Here is a 21,228-nt window from a genome sequence, read left to right as displayed (position 1 = left end):
CAGAATTCAGAGGGATACGGCGCAGGGCGGCCAGCGCTGCGCCATCGAGTTGTGGAATGAGGGCCCGGAACGACAGCGGGGTCATGGGTGCGCTTGCGCTCCTTCGCGGGAGGCGGCCCAAGGGGCCAGAAGAAAACTGAAGACCAGGCCCAGGCTCACGGCCAGGCCGAAATTGCTGACTGCCGGGGTGCTCGACAGCGCCAGCAGGCCGAACGACAGCCAGGTCGTGAGCGCCGCCAGCAAGGTCCCGAGCAGGCTCACGGCGGCGCCACCGATACGTTCGTGCATGAGGATCGCGTAGTCGACGCTGATGGCGGTCACCAGCAACAGGCCGAACAGGCTGAACAGGGTAAGCGGCTGGCCCAGCCAGCCGAGGCTGGCCAGGCTGCACAATGCGGCCAGCAGCGGCAGGGCGACGATGCGCAGCGAACCGCGCAAGCCGAACGGCAGCACCAGCAGCACCAGGATCAGCGCGCAGGACAGCAGCTTGAGTTCTGCTGCGCTGACCTGGGTGGCGGCGAACAGCTGGTTCAGCTCGCCCAGGCGGTCGACCAGTTGCACGCCTTCGAGCTCGTCGGTCTGCAGGCGCAGCAGCGCAGTGTCGCTCAGGCCTTGGAGGCTGACGATGGCCGCCACACCGGTGCCATCCTGGCCCAGCCACAAGGGCCGCCAGGCTTCACCCAGTGGGCCGGCCAGGTATTGCTCGATGGTCTGGTCGGGCAGTTGGCGCAACTGTTCGACTTCCGCGGTTAGCGAGGCTTCGGGAACGCCCAGCGCCAGCAGTGGCTGCCAGTATCCGGGCAGCGCAGCCAGCGCCTGGCGCACCAGGCCTTGTTCGGCAGGGCTGGCGACCCCCTGGCTCAGGCTCATGAACCCCTTGAGTTTGCCCATCTCGACCAGTTCCTGAAGCTTGCCGCAAAGGGCATCCAGGCGTGCCAGCAGTTGTTGCTGGTCGGCTCCGCGCACCAGGTAGAACTGGCTGGTCGGCTGGTAGCCGGTGATCTGCGCCACGGCCTGGGCTTCCTCCATCAGCTGCGGCGGGGTGCCGACCCACTGACGGATATCGTTGCGCGTCTGCAGGTGCCACAGGCCGGCGGCGCAGAACAACAGCGCCAAGGCCAGCAGGGCACCGTTGGGGATCCTGGCCAGCAGCCGCTCACGCCAGCGGGTAAGGATCTCGGCGAGGCACAGTGGCCACTGTGCCGGTTGCAGTTCGACCTTGGCCAGCAGTGCCGGCAGCAGGCACACCGCGCTCAGGTAGGCGCCCACCAGTCCTGCGGCCGAGAATGCGGCGATCTGCGTCAGCGCCGGGAACGGCGTGAAGGCCAGGGCCAGGTAGCCGATGCAGCTGGTGGCCAGGCTCAGGCTCATGCCCGGCAGCGTCAGGCGCACTGCCGTCCAGCTGCGCCATGGCTTGAGGCTCCAGGCCTTGGACAGGTAATGCAGCGGGTAGTCGACCGCCACGCCGATCAGGCTGGAGCCGAGCACCAGGGTCATCACATGCATCTGGCCGAACAGCGCCACGCAGACCACCGAGCCGAACAGTATGCCCACCAGCACCGGGACGAACGCCAGCAGTGCCCGCCAGCGGCGGAAGGCCAACAGCAACAGCAGCAGGATGCCTAGCGTGGCGCCACCCCCGACCCAGGTGATTTCCCGGCTCGCCTGCTGTTGGCCGGCGGCAGCGTGCAGCAGGCCGCTGGCCGCCAGCAGGTGGGCGCCGGCCTGATCGGCCTGGGCACGGCCCTGCTGGAGCAGCTCGGCCACCTGCAGCGGCAGGTGCATGTCGAAGGCGTTGCCCTGCGTGCGTGCGCGCAGCAATACCCAGAACTGTCCGTTGGCCTGGGCGACCAGCGCGCCGCTGGCGGTGTCCAGTTCCACGTTGGCCGGTTTCGGCTGGCTGTTCTGGATGCGCCCGGTCAGGCCCAGCCAGTCGTCCTGGCTGGGCACCAGGCTGAAGCCGGCGAAGGGGTCGAACAGGCTCTGCACGCGCTGCTCGATGAAGATGTCGGGTTGCTCGACCAGCAGCTTCCGGTCCTTGGCAGCGAGCATCGCCAAGCGGCCTTGCAGCAATTGTTCGCGCAGCGCTTGCAGGTCGGTCTGCAGGCTCCACTGGACCTTTTCGAACAGGCCGCTGGCCTGCCATTGTCCGGCCAGTGCTTCGGCCAGGGCCAGCGCCTGCTGGCGATCTGCATGGCCGACCAGCACCAGCAGTTCGCGGTTGAGCGGCTCCTGCATACGCTGTTCGGCGCGTTCGACCAGCGGGTCCTGGGTGGCCCCGGGCACCAGGGTCATCAGGTCGGCGGACAGCGGCGGGCCGCGGTGCCACTGCCAGGCGGCAACCGCCAACATGGCCAGCAGCAGGCAGACGAACAGGCGCGGCAACAGGCGTTCAGTCGGCAAAATCACTGCGCTCCGCGTCGCTCAGTGCGGCGGCGCCGCTGCTTTCGGGCATGCGCAGCACAGTGCTGTCCCCCTGCGTCTCGCTCAGCTCGATGCGCTCGACATAGCGCCCGCCGTTGATATCGATGCGGTTGAAGACTTGCTTGAGCAGCAACGAGCGGGGTACCAGGCGCAGCTGCCAGTGCTCGGCCTCGCCGCTCAGGCTCAGCTCGAAGTCGCGTTGCAGGCCGCTGCTGTCGCCTTGCAGCACGGCGAAGAACAGGCGGTTCTGCTGTGCCCCGGCGCTTTGGCTGGGCAGGGGCTGCCAGCCGTTCGCATCGCGCCGGGCAATGCCCTGGGTGTCGATGCGGTAGTCCTGGCGCAGCGGTGCCTGCAGCAGCCACAGCAGACCGTGGTCGCGGGCCAGCACGAAGTGGCCCTTGCTCAGCAAGGGCTGGGGCAGGGCGCGCAGGTGCTTTTCCTGGATGAACGGGCCTTTGACCACTGCGGGCTCGCTCAACTGCTTCTGCAGGTCGTCGAGGCCAAAAGCCAAGGTCAATGGGGTGTTGACCAGCAGGGCGAGGGCTAGCAGCACACGCTTCATGCCAGCACCTGATGTACGGCATCAAGCATCACCTGCGGCGAAGCCAGCTGCATCTCGCCGCTTGCGATGTGCACGGCCACCTGCACGGTACTGGCGCGGGTCATGCGTTCGCCGGTTTCGGCGTCGCTGATCAGGTAGTGGATCTTCAGGCGGTTTTCCCACTCCACCAGGCTGGCGCGCACGGTCAGGCGCTGGCCGAAGGTAGCGCCGCGGATGTAGCGCAGCTGCAGGTCGATCACCGGCCAGGCGTAGCCGCTGGCCTGCATCTGCAGGTAATTGTGCGCCAGGCGGTCAAGCAGGGCGCAGCGGGCAACCTCCAGGTATTTCACGTAATGGCCGTGCCAGACGATGTGCATGCTGTCGACATCGAAGAAGGGCACGACGATCTCGCTGTCGACATGGAACACCCCGGGGTTACGCATGCAGCCTCCAGTGGCGCTGGGCGATGTGCTGCAGGCAGTGGCGCAGGTCGTTCTCCAGGGCGCGGTCTTCGATCACCGGGGCGAAGTCCTCCAGCAACGCTTCGTGCATGCTCGCCAGTGCTGGTGGCAGCGGCCTTGCGTCAGCCTGGCGGTTACGCAGCCAGACGCCCTGGTTGGCGGCCAGCAGCGAGGCGGCGGCGACCTGCTCGGTCAGCTCCAGTACGCGCAGGGCATCGCGCGCGGCGATGGTGCCCATGCTCACCTTGTCCTGGTTGTGGCACTCGGTGGAACGCGAGAACACGCTGGCCGGCATGGTCTGCTTGAGGGCTTCGGCAGTCCACGCGCTGGCGCCGATCTGCACGGCCTTGAAACCGTGGTTGATCATCGCCCGGTCGGCTTCGGCGCCGGACAAGTTGCTCGGCAGGCCGTGGTTGTAGCGCACATCCACCAGCAGCGCGAGCTGGCGGTCGAGCAGGTCGGCGACGTTGGCCACCAGGGTTTTCAGGCTGTCCATGGCGAAGGCGATGTGCCCGCCGTAGAAATGCCCGCCGTGCAGCACGCGCTCGGCGTCACCGTCGATGATCGGGTTGTCGTTGGCACTGTTCAGCTCGGTCTCGATGAAACCGCGCAGCCAGCCCAGGCTGTCGGCCAGCACGCCCAGTACATGCGGCGCGCAGCGCAGCGAGTAACGGTCCTGCAGGCGGTGCAGTGGCGGCAGCGGAGCATCGATCGCCAGGTCCTGGCGCAGCCAGGCGGCAACCTGAGTCTGGCCGGGGTGCGGCTTGGCGGCGAACAGGCGCTCGTCGAAGTGCTCCGGGTTGCCCTGCAGGCCGATCACATTGAGCGCGGTGATGCGCGTGGCCAGCTGCAGCAGGTAGTCGGCGCGAGCAAAAGCCAGGCAGGCCAGGCCGGTCATTACTGCAGTGCCGTTCATCAAGGCCAGGGCTTCCTTGGGGCGCAGCACCAGCGGTTGCCAACCCAGCTCGCGGTGCACGTCGGCACTGCTGCGGCGCTGGCCCTGGTACATCACTTCGCGCTCGCCGGACAGGGTCGCGGCCACGTACGACAGTGGCGTCAAGTCGCCACTGGCACCTACCGAGCCTTCCTCGGGGATCAGCGGCAGGATGTCGTGGGCGAGGAAGTCGCGCAGGCGCTCCAGCAGCGCCAGGCGCACGCCGGACACCCCGTGGCTCAGCGAGCGCAGGCGCGCGGCCAGCACGGCGCGTGTGGCGCAGGCGTCGAGCAGCTTGCCCAGGCCGCAGCCGTGGAAGGTGTACAAGTGCTGCGGCAGGGCTTCGACGTGCTCCAGTGGCACTGCCACCACGCAAGAATCACCGTAGCCGGTAGTGACGCCATAGATCACCCCTTCCTTGTCGAGCAGGGTGTCCAGAAAACGTGCGCCACGGGCGATGCGTTCGCGGTAGGTGGGGTCGTCCTGCAACTGCACCGGGGCACGCCGCTCGGCCAGGGCCAGGACATCTTCGATTGCCAGCGGCGATTCGCCGAAGGTGACAGGCTCATGCGGATGCATCGTCATCGGTCTTCCAGAAAGGGTAGAAATTGAACCACTGCAATGGTGCCTGGGTGCAGTAGTACCCCAGGCGTTCGGCGTAGCGCGTGGCCCACTCGGCGATCACCTGGTCGCGCTGGCCGCGCCGCCATTGCAGGCGGTCGGCAAAGGGTTCGAGGACGACGCGGTAGCGCCCCTGATGTTTAAGGCAGAACAGCAGGTTGAGTGGGCACTCGAGCATGCCGGCCAGCAGCCACGGGCCTTGCGGGAAGGCTGCCAGGTGGCCGAGGAAATCCACCTCGACGGTGCGCGCCCCGTGCAATGGCACGCGGTCGCCGGCGATCGCCAGCCACTCGCCGCGTTCCAGTCGCTCGGACAGTTGCAGCATCACCGCCGGGTCCAGCTCGCTGACCTGGATCAGCCGCAAGTTGGTGGCGCCGGCCTCGCCGAGCAGGCGGTTGAAGCGCTCGGCGTGGCGCGTGTGCACCAGCACGTTCATCGTCACCTGTTCGCCAAGCTCGGCCAGGGCGCGGCACACTTCGAGGTTGCCCAGGTGAGCGCCGACCAGCATCTGCCCGCGTTCGCCACGCAGTTGCTGGCGCAGGTTGGCGGGGTCATGAATTTCGATGTCTTCGATGCGCAGCTTGCCGTTCCACACGTCGAGCTTGTCCAGCAGCGCGTCGGCGAAGGCCATGAACTGACGGAATACCTGCCATTGGCTGGGCGTGGCCGTTTGCCCGGCGTTCCATTGGCGCAGTCGCTGCTGGTACTGCCAGGCACTGCGCCGGGCGCGGCGGCCGAACAGGAAGAAGTAGGCGACGATGGCGTGGATCAGCGGGCTGAGCACGCGGCGCCCGAGCAGGCGCACCAAGGTTGCGGTCAGCTTCATCAGCCAGAAACTGCCCCGCTCCCGGTGCTCGGCCCAGTGTTGTGGCTGCTCGCTCATGCTCGCCACCGACGCCAGAGAATCAGCGGTGCGCGAAGCAGCATGCCGAAGAACAGCTTGGCGTGCATTTTCGAAATCAGCGCGTTGTCGTGGAACAGCCGAAAGTGCGAAAGGCCGTCCTGCGGGTAGTGCACGCGGGTCGGCAGCCAGCGCATCGGCTGATTGCGCCAGGCCAAACGCACGAGGATTTCCGGGTCGAAGTCCATGCGTTTGCCGAGCTGCACGCTGTTGATCATTGCCAGGGTCGCCGGCAGCGGATAGACCCGGAAGCCGCACATGGAATCGGGGATCTGCAGCGAAAGGCTGTTGATCCATACCCAGATGTGGGTCAGGTAACGGGCGTACAGGCGCCCTTTGGGCACGCTGGCGTCGTACTGTGGATAACCACACACCAGCGCCTGTGGATAAGCCTGCGACTGCGCGAGGAAGCAACTGACATCGGCAAGGTCGTGCTGGCCGTCGGCATCCACCTGCAGGGCATGGCTGAAGCCTAGCCGTGCTGCCTCGCGCAGGCCGGCCATGACCGCGCCACCCTTGCCCTGGTTGACCGCCAGGGTCACCAGGTGCACATCAGGCTGTTCGGCCAACTGCGTCAGTACCCGGGCGCAGGGGGCATGGCTGGCGTCGTCGACCAGCACGCAGGGCAGGCCGGCACCTAGCAGGTCGGCGACCACGGTCGGCACCGCCTTCTCGTGGTTGTACACCGGGATCACCGCACAGGGCTTATGCACAGGCGGCCTCCAGCAGGATGCGGCCACTGGAGCAAGGTAGCCCGGCGCAGGTGAAGGCGAAGTACAGCTTGCCGCGTTCAACGTCCAGGCGCAGGGTCAATGCCAGTTCGTCACCGGGACGCACCAGTTGCTGGAACTTGAGCACTTCCATGCCGCCGAAGCGGCGCTCGCTGTCCAGCAGTTCGCCGGCCAGGGCGATGGCCCAGTCGATCTGCACCACGCCAGGCAGTACCGGAGTTTGCGGGAAGTGCCCGGGGAAGCAGGCCAGGTCCAGTGGTACCGCCACGCGCAGGTGCAGTTCAGCACCCTCACGGCGTTGCTCCAGTACCTCGGGAGCCAGGCTGCGTTGGGCCAGCAGCAGCGCCTGCAAGGTGGCCTGGGGTAGCTTGCCCTGGCTGTTCAGCGGCAACTGGCGCAGCAGCCGCCAACGCCGCGGCAGCGCCAGTGCCTCGCAGTGCCCGGCCAGGTGCGCGCGCAGGGTGGCCACCAGTGCCCGGCGGCCCTGATTACGCAGCGCGTGCAGGCCTGCCGGGGTCGGTACCAGCAGGGCGCCGAGGTAGGCGCGGCCTTCCTCGATCATGCCCAGGCGCGCTTCAGCGACCCACGGGTGGCTGCACAGGGCTTGCTCCAGCATGGGCAGAGAGATGCGCTTTTCTTCCAGCTTGACGATACGGTCCAGACGCCCGAGCAGGCGGAAGCGCCCATCCTCGGTGAACTCGACGGCATCGGCACTTTGCTCGACATGCGTGGCCGGCAGGTAGGAGGAGGCGATGCGCAGGGCGCCGTGCTCATCCTGGCCCAGTTGCACATCGGCGAATGGCTGCCACAGGGCGCCGCCCTGGCGCCAGGCGATGCCGCCTGTTTCCGAGCTGCCGAGAATTTCCGTTGGCCACTGGCCCAGGCGTTGGTGCAGGCGTTCGGCTGCCTCGGCCGGCAGCTCGCCGCCCGAGGAAAACACCTGGCGTACCGGGCGCAGTGCCGGCCAGTCGAGGTTGTCGCCCATTCGCTTGAGCAGCGCCGGGCTGGCCACCCAGGCGAATGCCGGATGCTCGCGGCTGGCGCGTTGCAGGTCTTCGGGGAAGGGCAGCTGGCGGCGCTCGAAGCCGCGCCCCGCGCACAGTGGCCAGAGCACACGGAACAGCAGCCCGTAGATGTGCTGGGTAGCGACGCTGCCGATGACCCACGCATCGCCCAGGGTACTGCCCCACAGCTGCTCCAGCGCGGTGACCTCATTGGCCAGCTGGTACAGCTGCTTGTCGATGCGCTTGGGCTCGCCGCTGGAGCCGGAGGTGCACAAGCTGATGCGGCACTGCTGCAGGTCCAGGTCGGCGGCTGGCAGCGCGGTGCCCTGCAGGCTCTTCAGCGTTGCGTCGCCGGTGTGGTCGCTGAGCCACAGGTCGACCTGGGCATGCCAGCGTTCGCGGGTGGCTGGCTGCAGGTCGGCGGGCAGCAACACCTCGACCCCGGCGCGCCAGGCACCGAGCAGGGCGACGGCCAGCTGCGCGGCGTCGTCCAGGTGCACGGCCAGGCGGGTGATATTACGCTGGCGCAGGCCGCCGGCGAGTTGCAGGGCCTGGCGGCAGAGCCCTGCGTGGTCCAGGGCCGGTGCCTGGGTCACCTGGCGCGGCGCTTCCAGCGGGCGTAGCAGGTGTTCGAGGTTGATCCAGTTCATGAGCGTCCTCGCACACGTTGTCTTATCAGCCATTCGATGGCGAACAGCAGGCCCATCGCGGCATAGGCGATCACGCCGTTGTAGAAGGTCCACCAGTTCAGCGGCGCCCACAGCGTGAGGCTGGCGGCGATCAGACCATTGATCAGGAAGAACAGGCTCCACACCTCGGTCACCCGGCGCGTGTAGCGCACAGCCCGGGGTGGCAGTTCAGGGTCGCGCAGACGCGCCAGGCGTTCGGCCATGGGCATGCCGTGCAGCAGGGTGCTGCCGAACAAGGCGAGCATGAAGGCGCTGATCAGCACCGGATACCAGCGCAGCAGTTGCGAGCTGTCGGACAGCCCCAGCACGGCGCAGAACGCCAGCGCGGCCAGCGCCATCCACAGGCTGCCGGCGCGGCGCGGCGCGCTCAGGGCACGGGCCAGCCACAGGGCGCCGAGCAGCAGGCCGAATTGCCAGGGGGCGAAATGGGCCATGCCGAAATGCACTGCGAACGGGTACAGCAGGCCGGCCAGCAGCAGGCCGAGGCCGATCAGGCGTTTCATGCCGCCGGGTTTACCAGGCGGAACACCGCCTCGACCACGTCATTGACGGTGCGTACCGACTTGAAATCGTCAGCGGCGATCTTCTTGCCGGTCTGGCGCTTGATGTGGTCGATCAGGTCGACGGCGTCGATGCTGTCGATTTCCAGGTCCTGGTACAGGTTGGATTCCAGGGAGATGCCGGCCGGTTCCAGTTCGAACAGCTCGACCAGGGCGTCGCGCAGGATATTGAAGATGTCTTCGCGGGTTTGCATGGTACGGTCTCAGGCGGCCTGACGGGCGGTGACGAACGCCGCCAGGGTGGCGACGTTGCTGAAATGGTTGCGGGTGTCCTTGGCATCGGCATCGATCTTGAAGCCGTAGCGCTTCTGGATCGCCAGGCCGAGTTCCAGTGCGTCCACCGAGTCCAGGCCCAGCCCTTCGCCGAACAGGGTCTGTTCATCGTCGATGTCCTGGACGCTGATGTCTTCCAGGCCCAGGGCGTCGATGATCAGCTGTTTGAGGTCACGGTTCAGGTCTTGCTGTGGCGCGCTCATCGGCGGCGAGCTCCTTGGAAAAGTAATGATGAAGGTGGTCGTTTAGCAGGCGCGATGCTTTTGGCGCGGGGCCGAGGGCGGCGAAAGCCTGCGGATCGATGTCGGCTCCGACCTTGAGGAAGAAGTGCACGCGGCGGCTGGGAATGCGGTACCAGGGTTCGTTCTTGGTCAGGGTGGTGGGGCTGACCTGGATAGTCACCGGGGTGATGATCTTCGCACCGCGCAGGGCGATCGCGGCGGCGCCGCGATGAAAGGCAGGCGCCTGGCCGGGCGCGGTGCGCGTGCCTTCGGGGAAGATCACCAGCGGCTGGCCCTGGCGCAGTGACTCGACGGCAGCGTCGAGCATGCCCAGGCTGCCGTCGTTGCCGATGTATTGGGCTTCGCTGACCGGGCCACGGGTGAACGGGTTGTCGAACAGGCTCTGCTTGACCACGCAGTTGGCCTGGCGCACCAGGCCGATGAGGAACACCACGTCGATCAGCGACGGGTGGTTGGCGATGATCATCTGCCCGGGGCGCCCGAGGCGCTCGGCGCCATCGATCTGGTAGGTGAGCACGCCGGCGGCGTGCATGAACCGCACGAAGCGCCAGAACAGCCAGCTGATGGTGCGCCTTGCGCGCAGGCGGTGGCGGTCGGCACCGCCTGGCAGGCAGGCCAGCAGCGGGAACACCAGCAGGCGCAGGCATATACCGCCCAGGCCGAACAGAAAGAAGCTCGCGGCGGTGGCCAGCAGACGCCAGTGATAAGCGTCGCGTGGCCGGCTCACGGCTGTCGTTGCCAGGTCCATGAACGGCGCTTCCATGTGTGGGTGAAGGCGTTGCAGCCAGTCAACGCGGCCTTGAGCCAGTTGAGGCCGTGGGGCAATGCCACGGGGGATGTAGTCGCCGCCTGTCCGGGTATCAGTTGCCATTGTTGGCCGGGCGTCAGCAGCAGGCCCAGGGCATAAGCGAATGGCACATCCTCGATCCAGGGGCTGTATGCCTCGGGCGGCAATTCTTCTGTAACGATCAGCAGTACGGCAGGTGCGCCTTCGGCCAGCAGCGCCGCGGCTTCCAGCACACCGTGCTCGAAGCCGTCGCCTGCCGCAGCCAGGGCGGTCATTTCGCTGGTCGAGCCCCGCAGGATCGACCACAGGCCGATCACTGCGTTGTGCACCGACAGGCTGAACTGCGTAGGGGATAGCGGTTGGCGCATTGCCAGCTCGCTGAGAATCGAGAAGGTTCGGGGCGTTTCACCGTGGCGCGAGACAAACACCAACGGCAGTTGCTCATGGCCCTCGGCCAGCGGCCAGCCCACGGCAAAGGCCATGCGCGCCAGATGGCTGAGGCGACGGCGTTGCATGGCAGGCAGAAAGCTCACGTCAGGCGCGCCTGCATCGCTGAGCGGCACCTGATGGCCATTTGCCCAAAATTGCCAGTCGGCGCGAGCCGAGAGGCCAGGGGCCCACGCGCGCCATTGGCTGATTTCGAAGGTGATCACGGTGCTGTTTTTCCGCCCTGAGGGACTTCCATGCCGAGGGAATGACTCGGCGTAACGACCTGGCAGGGTTGGCGCATTCATCGAGTGGCGCGCATTATCCCGGTGCCGGGGTCATGTATCAATGCATACTGTTTCAATCAGACATTGCCTTCGGCTGGACATGGCGTTCGCTGATCGTTCTGTACGCGATTTCCGACAACCGGTCAGGGTGAGGTTGTCGGTCGGAGCGTGCCCAACTTGAATCGAGAATGCTGGCCAATGCAGCCGGGGCGCCACATACTCGGGCATTCGTTGATACACGGAGGTCAATCATGCGGCGCGTGGTGTTCAATCAGAAAGGTGGCGTGGGCAAGTCGAGTATCGCGTGCAACCTGGCGGCAGTGAGCGCCAGCGAAGGTTATCGGACCTTGCTGATCGACCTGGATGCCCAGGCCAACTCGACCCAGTACCTGACCGGCCTGACCGGCGACGACATCCCCATGGGTATTGCCGACTTCTTCAAGCAGAGCCTGTCCAGTGGGCCGTTCAGCAAGAAGAACAAGGTCGACATCTACGAAACCCCGTTCGACAACCTGCATGTGGTCACCGCTACGGCGGAGCTGGCCGACCTGCAGCCCAAGCTGGAAGCCAAGCACAAGATCAACAAGCTGCGTAAGTTGCTCGACGAGCTGGACGAGGACTATGAGCGGATCTACATCGACACGCCTCCGGCCCTCAACTTCTACGCAGTTTCCGCACTGATCGCTGCTGATCGCGTGCTCATTCCCTTCGACTGCGACAGCTTCTCGCGTCAGGCGCTGTACGGTCTGCTCGCCGAAATCGAAGAGCTCAAGGAAGACCACAATGAAGACCTTGAGGTTGAAGGCATCGTGGTCAACCAGTACCAGTCCCGTGCCAGCCTGCCCCAGCAAATGCTCGAAGAGCTGCTGGCCGAGGGGCTACCGGTGTTACCGGTGTATCTGGGCAGCTCGGTAAAGATGCGCGAGTCGCATCATGCCAGCCTGCCGCTGATCCATCTGGAACCGCGGCACAAGCTGACCCAGCAGTTTGTCGAATTGCACGATTTGCTTGAGGAGAATGGCTGAAAAGCCTGGCTTGAGGTCTTGTCAGGGCTCATAGGCGCTATCTGGCTCAAGGCATGCACCTTAAGCCCCTGCCCCTCTAACCCCCCTGACTACGCACCCAATCCAGTAACGACTGTAGTGGAAACGCTCCGGCCTGGCGGCTGATTTCTCGGCCGTTCTTGAACAGGATCAGGCTGGGAATCGAGCGGATGCCCAGTTGCCCGGCCAGGTTGCGGTTGGCTTCGCTGTCCAGCTTGGCCAGGCGGCAGCGGCCGCTGAGCTGGCGTGCGGCCTGTTCGAAGGTGGGGGCGAAGGATTTGCACGGGCCGCACCAGTCGGCCCAGACGTCGATCAGCAGCGGCAGGTCGCCTTTGATCTGGCTGGCGTAGTTGTTTTCGGTCAGTTCGAAGGGCGCGTTCAGTAGCATGTCCTGTTTGCAGCGGCCGCATTTCGGGGCGTCACCCAGGCGCGCTGCCGGCAGGCGGTTGAGACCGTTGCAGTGAGGGCAGGGGATAACCAGTGGGTCGGACATTTTAACTCCTTGAGATTTTTTGGGGCTGCTGTGCAGCCCTTTCGCGACACAAGGCCGCTCCTACAGGATCGCGCGGTTATGTAGGAGCGGCCTTGTGTCGCGAAAGGGTCGCGCAGCGGCCCCAGGATTCAGGATGAGCAGCTGATCTCCAGATGCTTGCCCCATTCTGGAGGGCGCTCGGCATACGCCTGCATCCCGGCTTGTTCCTCGAACGGCTTGCTCAGCACCTGGTGCAGCTGCCGCACTTCACTGTAATCACCCGCTTCGGCCGCTTCGATGGCCTTCTGCGCCAGGTAGTTGCGCAGCACGTACAGCGGGTTCACCGCATGCATCCGTTCGCGCCGCCCTTCGTCGTTGCCCGTTTCACGCGCGCAGCGGGCCAGGTAATCCACGCCCCAGGCATCGAAGCCGGCAAGGTCGATGAAGTCGTTGCGCACCACCTTCAGTGCCTCGGCGACGGGCTGATCGCCCAGTTTGCGGAAGAACAGGCTGTAGTCCACGCCACCGCTTTGCATGCGCTGCAACAGGCGTTCGACCAGTGCCATGTCGTCGTCTTCTGCGGTAGTCAGCCCCAGGCGCCGACGCATCAAGTCGAGGTAGTGCGCCTGGTACAGCGGCAGGAACAGGCCCAGCGCCTCCTTGAGCGGCTCCACCTCGATCACCGTGGTCAGCGCCTGGGCCAGTGCGCTGAGGTTCCAGTGGGCGATCGGCACCTGGTTGGCGTAGCTGTAGCGGCCACGGTCGTCGGAGTGGTTGCAGATGAAGTTGGCGTCGAAGTCGTCGAGGAAGGCGAACGGACCGAAGTCGAAGGTAATGCCTAGGATCGACATGTTGTCGGTGTTCATCACCCCGTGGCAGAAGCCATAAGCCTGCCAGCGGGCGATCAGCTCGGCATTGCGCTCGACGATGGTGCGGAACATCGCCAGATACGGCTGCTCGGCAATGCGGCATTCGGGATAGTGCTGCTCCAGCACGTGGTCGATCAGCACGCGCTGCTGTTCCGGCTGCTTGGTGTAGTAGAAGTATTCGAAATGCCCGAAGCGCACATGGCTCTGCGCCAGGCGGGTAAGCATCGCCGCGCTTTCGCGGGTTTCGCGCCACACCGGGGTGCTCGAGCCGACCACGCACAGCGCCCGGCTGGTGGGGATGCCAAGCGCGTGCAGGGCCTCGGAAGCGAGGAATTCGCGGATCGATGAACGCAACACGGCGCGGCCGTCGCCCATGCGCGAATAAGGTGTCTGGCCGGCGCCCTTGAGGTGCAGGTCCCAGTGCTCGCCCCGATCATTCAGCACTTCGGCCAGCAGCAGGCCGCGGCCATCGCCAAGGCGCGGGTTGTAGGAGCCGAACTGGTGGCCGGAGTAGACCATTGCTCGCGGGTCGGCCTCTTCCCAGAGCTTGTGGCCGCTGAACAGCTCGGCGAACACCGGCAATTCGGCCTGGGCCGGGTCGAGGTCGAGCAGGGTCATGGCCGACTCGCTCGCCACTACCAGGCGCGGCTCGGCAATCGGCTCGGGCAGGACCTGGGTGGAGAACGCATCGCCCAGACGGGCGAAGCGGTTGTCGAAGATGAGTTGGTCGAGGGCTTTCACGGGCTGCTCCTGGAGATCGGTGCCATTGGGGCCGCTGCGCGACCCTTCGCGGGCATGCCCGCTCCCACAGGTAATGCGCGGTCTCTGTGGGAGCGGGCACGCCCGCGAACGAGGGCGATGCCCTCGCAAGGATTGCGCACAGAATAAAGCATTCGAGCCCACTCAGGCCGAAGCAGTGCCATCCGGTTTAGGTTGCTCCACCGGGATCAACTGCTGCTTGCCGCCCTTGGTGTCCATCAGGAATACCTCGACCTGGCGTACCGAGATCTTGATGTCATGGGCCTTGAACTCGCGGTTTATGTAGCGGTTGATCTCGTCCAGCGTCGGATTGCGGTCACCGAGGTCGCGCACGTGCATGCGCAGCTCGTGGTCCAGCGAGCTCTCGCCGAAGTTGAGGAAGTACACGATCGGCTCCGGGTCCTTGAGTACCCGCGGGTTGTCGTGGGCGCCCTTGAGCAGCAGGTCGCGCACCAGGTCCAGGTCGGAGCCGTAGTCGATACCCAGCTTCAGCGTCACTCGGGTGACCGTGTCGGTCAGCGACCAGTTGATCAACTGGCCGGTGATGAAGGTCTTGTTGGGGACGATGATGTCCTTGCGGTCGAAGTCGGTGATGGTGGTGGCGCGGATGCGGATCTTGCTCACCGTACCGGACAGGTTGCCGATGGTGATGGTGTCGCCGATCCGCACCGGGCGCTCGAACAGGATCATGATGCCGGAGATGAAGTTGGCGAAGATCTCCTGCATGCCGAAGCCCAGGCCCACCGACAACGCGGCCACCAGCCACTGCAGCTTGTCCCAGCTGACCCCGAGGGTCGACAGGGTGCTGACGATGCCGATGCCGACGATGGTGTAAGACAGCAGCGTGGTGGTGGCGTAGGCGCTGCCCTGGGCCAGGTTCAGGCGCGACAGTACCAACACCTCCAGCAGGCCCGGCAAGTTACCGGCCAAGGCGAAGGTGATGCCGACGATTACCAGCGCGCCGAGCAGGTCGCCGAGGCTGATCGGCACCATGCTGGCGGCGGTGCCGGTGCCGCTGGTGTACTCGTACAGGGTGAAGTTGTTGAGGTAGGAGAACACCGTGATCAGGTCCGACCATACCCAGTACAGTCCGGCGATGAAGCCGCCGAGCAAGGCCAGGCGGATCAGGCGCAGCGACTGCTGGTTGACCTGTTCGATGTCCAGGGTCGGCTCTTCGGTAATGACTTCGCCATCCAGCCCTTCCTTGGCCGCCTGGCGCTTGCTCAGCGCGCGCTGGTAGGCCAGGCGTCGCGCCGCCACCGACAGGCCACGGACGAACGCCGCCTCGATCACCAGCCAGAACATCAGCAGGTACAGGGTGTAGATGAGGCGGTCGGTGAGCTTGAGCGCGGTGTAGTAATAGCCGAAGCACACCGCCACGAACAGGGCGATCGGCAGGGCGGTGAAGGCTACCCCGACGGCTCGGCGGAACAACGAAGTGTCGCGGTGAGCCGGGCTGCTCGCCAGCAGGCGGCTGAGCAGCCAGGCCATCAGCGCATAACAGGTGAGCACCACACCGATGCCCAGCACATCGTCGGCAAGCGCCGAAGGCTGGTGTTCGGCGACCGCCACCACGCCGACCAGCGCCAGCACCACGGTGCCCAGCCGGCGCACCCAGCCACGCAGGAACTCGACCTGCGGCTTGTGCCAGCGGAAGTGGATTTCCGCCACGCCACCCGGGGCGAGGATGCGGTAGGCGGTGTAGAACACCAGCCAGGCCTGGGCCAGTTGCCAGAGCGCGGCGCCGAGGTTGGCGTTCTGCCCGCGGGCGTCGATCTGCAGGGCGTAGCTGCACAGCGCCAGGCCCAGGCTGACCGGCATCGCCAGGAGGATGTTGATCAGGATCGCCTGCGGCGTGTGCCACTGGCTGTCACGGCGGAAGTGGCCGATATCCTGGTGCACCTTGCTCAGCCGCTGGTACAGGTACTTGCGCCGCCACAGCAGTGCACCGATCACCAGCAGCAACGGCAGGAACAGCAAAGGGCGCTGGCTCAGGCCGTCGCCCAGCTCCTTCAGGCCCGAGCCCCACGGCAAGTCGGCCACCTGCTTGGCAAAGCGCTCCGGAACATATTTCAACCAGTCCCAGTCCAGCGGCTTGTTGCTGGGGATCCAGAACATCTGCTCATCCAGGGTGGTGCGCAGGCCCTGTGCGGTGCCGAGCAGTTGCTTCTGGTTGAGCTGCAAGGTGATCGATTCGTTGAGCAGCGCCGACAGTTCGCGGTTCAGGCGTTCGAGCAGGTCGCTGCGGGTGATCGCCACTTCCAGCAAGGCTTTGCGCAGGGCCGGGGTGACGTCTTCCTGCGGCTGGCTGGCCAACAGTTTGTCGACATAGGTCACCGGGCTGCTCATCTGCTCGCGTTGCTGGTTGATCTCGAACTGGTACAGGCGGATGTCGGCAATCTGGTCGGCCAGGTCACGGTCGAGCTTCAGGTGTGGCAGCGCCTGCTTCTGCTTGTAGAGGATCTTCGATAGCAGCAGGCTGCCTTTGAGCACGCTGATCTGCTCGTCCAGCGCCTGGTCGGCCTGGGTCAGGCTGTCGAGCTGCTGTTTGGTGCGCAGGTTCTGCTGGGTCAGTTCGTTGAGGCGGTCAGTGCTTTTCAGCAAGTAATCGGAAAGCTTGAGATTGGCCGCGCTTTCGCTGGCCAGCAAGCTGCTGCCGCCGGCCTTCTGCGCCTCGATCGATTGCTGGGTGACGGTCTCCTGGGACTGCGCCAGGCGCTTTTCGTTGATCAGTGTCTGCAGGTCCTGGATTTCCTGTTCCAGGCGTGCAGCACGCTCGATCAGCAGGTCATGACGGGCATTGCCCAGGTCTTGCAACAGGCCGTTGCCCGCCAGTTCCTGGCGCCGCAGCAGGGTCACGGCGTTGAGCGACGCCAGTTCGGCCGCGAGCTGGTTGCGCTGGTCGGCATTGATCGACTTGCCGCCGTCCTTGCCGCTTTTGAGAATGTTGTTGATCTGCTGGGTGCGCGTCTGGTTGCTGCTGATCTCGGCCTGAGCGCGTTCCGGGCGGGTCTGCGAGTTGATGATCAGGCTATTGGCGTCGGACAGCGCCTTTTGCAGTTCACCTTGCAGGGTGTTGCGCTCGTTGAGCATCTGCTCCAGCTGCGGCACGTTCAGGTTGGCATAGCGCTGGGCGACCGGCTGCGGCTTGCTGTCCTTGAGCTTGGCCAGTTCTTTCTGGCTGTCGCTGCTTTCCTTGGGGGCGCTGGCGAGCTGCTGCTTGAGTGCGGCCAGCTTCTTCTCGCTGTCTTCCTTGCCGTTGAGCAGGCTCAAGGTCTGCTCGAGCACCTGTTGCAGGGCCTTCTGGTCGGCCTCGGGCAGCTTGCGCTCGGCGATCTTGTCGAGGCTGTGCTGGATGCTGGCGGTGGTCGGAGCTTCTGCCGCGTTTGCCGCGAAAGAAAGGGACAGGCACAACCCGAACAGGGCTGTGCGAAGGTACACGCGCAAGGACATAGGCAGACTACTTGTGGATCAGGCGGAAACGGAGTTTAGAGGAACAATCCTGGTCCGGGTCGCGTTCCTTCGGGGAATCTGACGCCGACTTTCTGGATCTTGTTCCCGTCCATGGTCGCCACGGTCCAGATCGTGCCATGCCATTCGACCTGATCGCCTACTACTGGAGCGCCTCCGACCTTCTGTCGGATGAACTGCGCCAGCGGCATTTTCGCGTCCAGGCCGTCCAGTTTCAGGCCATAAAGCGCGGCCACCGCACCCAGCTCGGCGTCGCCTTCGAGCACGAAGTCGCCGAAGAAGCGCAGGTCCAGGCCACGCTGGGGTGCCTGGCTGAACAGTTTGCCCAAGGCCGGCAGGTTGTGCTCATGGCCGATCACGCAAAGCATGTCGCCCACTTCCAGCACGGTACTGCCGGACGGGTGCAGCAGCTGTTCGGCGCGGAACAGTGCGGCAATACGTGTGCCTTCGGGCATTTTCAGCTCGCGCAGGGCGGCGCCGATGCACCATTTTTCCGCACCCAGGCGGTAGACGAACAGCTCCCACTCGCTGGTGATGTGCACCTCCAGCGCGGAGCGGGAAATCGGCGCCGGGTCTGGTGGCACGGTAACCTTCAGCAGCTTGGCCATCCACGGCAGGCTGGTGCCTTGCACCAGCAGCGACACCAGCACGATGAAGAACGCCAGGTTGAAGAACAGCTGGGCGTCGGGCAGGCCGGCCATCAGCGGGAACACGGCAAGGATGATCGGCACCGCGCCGCGCAGGCCCACCCAGGAAATGAAGCCTTTTTCGCGACCATGGAAGGCCTTGAACGGCAGCAGCGCGGCAACCACCGACAGCGGTCGCGCCACCAGGATCATCCACAGCGCCAGGCCCAGCGCCGGCAAGGCGATCGGCAGCAGGTCGTGGGGCGTGACCAGCAGCCCCAGCACCAGGAACATGCCGATCTGCGCCAGCCAGGCCATGCCGTCGAGCATGTGCAGGATGCCGTGGCGGCTGCGGATCGGTTTGTTGCCCAGCACCAGGCCGCACAGGTAGACCGCGAGGAAGCCGCTGCCGTGCAGGGCGTTGGTCAGCGAGAACACCACCAGGCCGCCAGCGACCACCAGGATCGGGTACAGGCCACCGGCCAAGTTGATCCGGTTGACCATTTGCAGCATCAGCCATCCACCGCCCAGGCCCACCAACCCGCCGATGCCGAATTCGCGCAGCAGGTGGGTCAGCAGGCTCCAGTGCAGGCCGGTCTGGCCGCTGGCGATCATGTCGATCAGGGTGACGGTGAGAAACACCGCCATCGGGTCATTGCTGCCCGACTCGATTTCCAGGGTGGCGGTGACCCGCTCGTTCAAGCCTTTGCCGCCGAGCAGCGAGAACACCGCCGCGGCGTCGGTGGAACCGACGATGGCGCCGATCAGCAGGCCCTGGATCAGGCTCAGGTTGAACAGCCAGGCGGCCACCAGGCCAGTGAGCGCGGTGGTGATCATCACGCCGACGGTGGCCAGCGACAGCGCCGGCCACAGCGCCACGCGGAAGCTCGCCACCCGAGTGCGCAGGCCACCGTCGAGCAGGATCACGGCCAGCGCCAGGTTGCCCACCAGGTAGGCGGTCGGGTAGTTGTTGAAGATGATGCCGCCACCATCGACACCGGCGACCATGCCGACGGCGAGGATGATGACCAGGATCGGGATGCCCAGGCGAGACGACAGTGAGCTGACCAGGATACTTGCGCCCACCAGCAATGCGCCGATCAGGAACAGGCTGTTGATGGTGCTGGCATCCAAGGGCAGGTACTCCGGGGTGGCGCGGGAATAAGGACTGACTGGCAAGTCGCGTGCCAATCGATTCTAACCTGATGAATTGGCAGCCTGTAAAGCGTTTCTGCAGATGTGCAAAAGGCACCGCGGTGGGTGCCTTTTTCATTTTGAGGCCTAAGCGAGGGCTTTGCCCTCGATCGCGACACAAGGCCGCTCCTACAGGGAACGCGTGTTCTTGTAAGAGCGGCCTTGTGTCGCGAAAGGGCCGCGAAGCGGCCCCAAAGTCATCAGGCCTGCTTCACCTCGCGCATCGGCTTGCCCTTCACCGGCGCACCTTCGGCCTTGTAGTACTTGGCAGTGCTGCGCGGCAATGGCTTGCGGTTGCGGATCTTGTCCGAGATCTTCTCGGCGATCATGATCGTGGTGGCGTTGAGGTTGCCGGTGATGATGATCGGCATGATCGACGCATCCACCACACGCAGGCCCTTCATGCCGTGCACACGGCCTTCGCCATCGACCACTGCCATGTCGTCGGTGCCCATCTTGCACGAGCAGGACGGGTGGAAGGCGGTTTCGGCGTGCTCGCGGATGAATTTGTCCAGCTCTTCGTCGGTCTGCACGTGCTCGCCGGGGCTGATCTCGCGGCCGCGGTACGGGTCCAGCGCCGGCTGGGCCATGATTTCGCGGGTCAGGCGGATACCATCACGGAATTCCTGCCAGTCCTGCTCGGTGGCCATGTAGTTGAACAGAATGCTTGGGTGCTGGCGCGGGTTCTTCGACTTGGCCTGGATGCGGCCGCGGCTTGGCGAACGCATGGAACCCATGTGCGCCTGGAAGCCGTGTTCCTTCACGCCGTTGGAGCCGTTGTAGTTGATCGCGACCGGCAGGAAGTGGTACTGGATGTTCGGCCATTCGAACTCGGGGCGGGTGCGGATGAAACCACCGGCCTCGAACTGGTTGCTGGCGCCGATACCGGTGCCCTTGAACATCCACTCGGCACCAATGGCCGGCTGGTTCCACCACAGCAGCGAGGGGTACAGCGACACCGGCTGGGTGCACGCGTACTGCAGGTACAGTTCCAGGTGGTCCTGCAGGTTTTCGCCGACGCCCGGCAGGTCATGCACGACGGGGATGTCGAGGCTTTCCAGCAGCGCGCGCGGACCGACGCCGGAGCGCTGCAGCAGCTGCGGCGACGCGATGGCGCCGGAGCTGACGATCACTTCCTTGCGGGCACGGGCTTCGACGCGCTCTTCGCTGTCGCCAACCAGGTAGGTCACGCCAACGGCGCGCTTGCCGTCGAACAGCACGCGGTCGCTCAAGGCGTGGGTGACGATGGTCAGGTTCGGGCGCTTCTTGGCCTGGTCCAGGTAGCCACGGGCAGTGCTGGAGCGGCGGCCGTTCTTGGTCACCGAACGGTCCATCGGGCCGAAGCCTTCCTGCTGGTAGCCGTTGAGGTCTTCGGTGCGCGGGTAACCGGCCTGCACGCCGGCTTCGACCATGGCGTGGAACAGCGGATTGTTGCCGGCTTTCGGCGTGGCGACGCTGACCGGGCCTTCGCCGCCGTGGTAGTCGTTCGGGCCGATGTCCCGCGTTTCAGCTTTTCTGAAATAGGGCAGGCAGTCGAGGTAAGTCCAGTCCTCGAGGCCTGGCAGTTCTGCCCAGCCGTCGAAGTCCATGGCGTTGCCGCGGATGTAGCACATGCCGTTGATCAGCGACGAGCCACCCAGGCCTTTGCCACGGCCACACTCCATGCGGCGGCCGTCCATGTGCGGCTCCGGGTCGGTCTCGTAGGCCCAGTTGTAGCGGCGGCCCTGCAGCGGGAAGGCCAGGGCGGCCGGCATCTGGGTGCGGAAGTCGAAGCGGTAGTCGGGGCCACCGGCTTCCAGCAGCAGCACGGTGACGCCGGCGTCTTCGGTCAGGCGGGTGGCCAGGGTGTTACCGGCCGAGCCTGCGCCGACGATGATGTAATCGAATTCTTGGGACATGAAGGTACCCTCGTG

Annotated in this window: 18 protein-coding genes; 1 reads left to right on the top strand and 17 read right to left on the bottom strand. The window is 65.4% G+C overall.

The genetic code is table 11. The features are described 5' to 3' along the window. Nucleotides 1-81 precede the first annotated feature (81 nt). From ACIPW4_RS09400 to ACIPW4_RS09345, 12 genes are read right to left on the bottom strand one after another with little or no spacing between them, the layout of a single operon-like run. Entirely contained in the window at nt 82-2,403 is a 2,322-nt protein-coding gene (locus tag ACIPW4_RS09400) for an MMPL family transporter (RefSeq protein WP_400657249.1), read from the bottom strand. After that, the gene (locus tag ACIPW4_RS09395; RefSeq protein WP_400656965.1) at nt 2,393-2,986 is read right to left on the bottom strand and encodes an outer membrane lipoprotein carrier protein LolA; all 594 of its coding nucleotides are present in this window, start codon (nt 2,984-2,986) and stop codon (nt 2,393-2,395) included. Before ACIPW4_RS09395 ends, ACIPW4_RS09400 begins: the two co-directional genes overlap by 11 nt. Continuing rightward, nucleotides 2,983-3,408 carry an acyl-CoA thioesterase gene (locus ACIPW4_RS09390; protein WP_400656963.1) on the bottom strand — a complete coding sequence of 142 codons (426 nt, stop codon included), beginning with the start codon at nt 3,406-3,408 and terminating at the stop codon, nt 2,983-2,985. The genes ACIPW4_RS09395 and ACIPW4_RS09390 overlap by 4 nt, the downstream gene beginning before the upstream one ends. Then, the gene (gene hutH, locus ACIPW4_RS09385) at nt 3,401-4,945 is read right to left on the bottom strand and encodes a histidine ammonia-lyase (RefSeq protein ID WP_400656961.1); all 1,545 of its coding nucleotides are present in this window, start codon (nt 4,943-4,945) and stop codon (nt 3,401-3,403) included. The genes ACIPW4_RS09390 and hutH overlap by 8 nt, the downstream gene beginning before the upstream one ends. Then, nucleotides 4,926-5,864 carry a glycosyl transferase gene (locus ACIPW4_RS09380; protein WP_400656959.1) on the bottom strand — a complete coding sequence of 313 codons (939 nt, stop codon included), beginning with the start codon at nt 5,862-5,864 and terminating at the stop codon, nt 4,926-4,928. The genes hutH and ACIPW4_RS09380 overlap by 20 nt, the downstream gene beginning before the upstream one ends. Continuing rightward, complete coding sequence (locus ACIPW4_RS09375) at nt 5,861-6,595, bottom strand: glycosyltransferase family 2 protein (RefSeq protein WP_400656958.1); 735 nt, start codon at nt 6,593-6,595, stop codon at nt 5,861-5,863. Before ACIPW4_RS09375 ends, ACIPW4_RS09380 begins: the two co-directional genes overlap by 4 nt. Then, complete coding sequence (locus ACIPW4_RS09370) at nt 6,588-8,267, bottom strand: AMP-binding protein (protein WP_400656956.1); 1,680 nt, start codon at nt 8,265-8,267, stop codon at nt 6,588-6,590. The genes ACIPW4_RS09375 and ACIPW4_RS09370 overlap by 8 nt, the downstream gene beginning before the upstream one ends. After that, nucleotides 8,264-8,809: a hypothetical protein gene (locus ACIPW4_RS09365; RefSeq protein WP_400656955.1), complete on the bottom strand. Its 546-nt coding sequence runs from the start codon at nt 8,807-8,809 to the stop codon at nt 8,264-8,266. The genes ACIPW4_RS09370 and ACIPW4_RS09365 overlap by 4 nt, the downstream gene beginning before the upstream one ends. Continuing rightward, nucleotides 8,806-9,060 carry an acyl carrier protein gene (locus tag ACIPW4_RS09360; RefSeq protein WP_400656952.1) on the bottom strand — a complete coding sequence of 85 codons (255 nt, stop codon included), beginning with the start codon at nt 9,058-9,060 and terminating at the stop codon, nt 8,806-8,808. The genes ACIPW4_RS09365 and ACIPW4_RS09360 overlap by 4 nt, the downstream gene beginning before the upstream one ends. A gap of 9 nt (nt 9,061-9,069) precedes the next feature. After that, nucleotides 9,070-9,342 (bottom strand): phosphopantetheine-binding protein, encoded by a 273-nt coding sequence (locus ACIPW4_RS09355; RefSeq protein WP_400656949.1) that lies wholly within the window; start codon nt 9,340-9,342, stop codon nt 9,070-9,072. After that, the gene (locus ACIPW4_RS09350; RefSeq protein WP_400656947.1) at nt 9,311-10,129 is read right to left on the bottom strand and encodes a lysophospholipid acyltransferase family protein; all 819 of its coding nucleotides are present in this window, start codon (nt 10,127-10,129) and stop codon (nt 9,311-9,313) included. Before ACIPW4_RS09350 ends, ACIPW4_RS09355 begins: the two co-directional genes overlap by 32 nt. Beyond that, a complete protein-coding gene (locus tag ACIPW4_RS09345; protein ID WP_400656945.1) occupies nt 10,105-10,821 on the bottom strand; it encodes a beta-ketoacyl synthase chain length factor in 717 nt (238 codons plus the stop codon). Before ACIPW4_RS09345 ends, ACIPW4_RS09350 begins: the two co-directional genes overlap by 25 nt. Nucleotides 10,822-11,132: 311 nt before the next feature. On the opposite strand from ACIPW4_RS09345, the gene ACIPW4_RS09340 reads away from it, so the two are divergent. Next, complete coding sequence (locus tag ACIPW4_RS09340; protein ID WP_400656944.1) at nt 11,133-11,906, top strand: ParA family protein; 774 nt, start codon at nt 11,133-11,135, stop codon at nt 11,904-11,906. A gap of 76 nt (nt 11,907-11,982) precedes the next feature. Here ACIPW4_RS09340 and trxC read toward each other — a convergent pair whose 3' ends face one another. From trxC to betA, 5 genes are all read right to left on the bottom strand, one after another. Further along, entirely contained in the window at nt 11,983-12,417 is a 435-nt protein-coding gene (trxC, locus tag ACIPW4_RS09335; protein WP_400656942.1) for a thioredoxin TrxC, read from the bottom strand. A gap of 128 nt (nt 12,418-12,545) precedes the next feature. Next, entirely contained in the window at nt 12,546-14,006 is a 1,461-nt protein-coding gene (gene selO / locus ACIPW4_RS09330) for a protein adenylyltransferase SelO (RefSeq protein WP_400656939.1), read from the bottom strand. 162 nt (nt 14,007-14,168) lie between these two features. Next, nucleotides 14,169-17,477 (bottom strand): mechanosensitive channel MscK, encoded by a 3,309-nt coding sequence (mscK, locus tag ACIPW4_RS09325; protein ID WP_400656937.1) that lies wholly within the window; start codon nt 17,475-17,477, stop codon nt 14,169-14,171. 35 nt (nt 17,478-17,512) lie between these two features. Further along, the gene (locus tag ACIPW4_RS09320) at nt 17,513-19,255 is read right to left on the bottom strand and encodes a potassium/proton antiporter (protein WP_400657248.1); all 1,743 of its coding nucleotides are present in this window, start codon (nt 19,253-19,255) and stop codon (nt 17,513-17,515) included. A gap of 260 nt (nt 19,256-19,515) precedes the next feature. Next, a complete protein-coding gene (gene betA, locus ACIPW4_RS09315; RefSeq protein ID WP_400656935.1) occupies nt 19,516-21,213 on the bottom strand; it encodes a choline dehydrogenase in 1,698 nt (565 codons plus the stop codon). Nucleotides 21,214-21,228: the final 15 nt, after the last annotated feature.

Source organism: Pseudomonas sp. NPDC089996, assembly GCF_044748405.1.
Lineage (GTDB): Bacteria > Pseudomonadota > Gammaproteobacteria > Pseudomonadales > Pseudomonadaceae > Aquipseudomonas.
The sequence above is the reverse complement of the archived record's forward strand: the minus strand, read 5'-3'. Positions and strand labels throughout refer to the sequence as shown.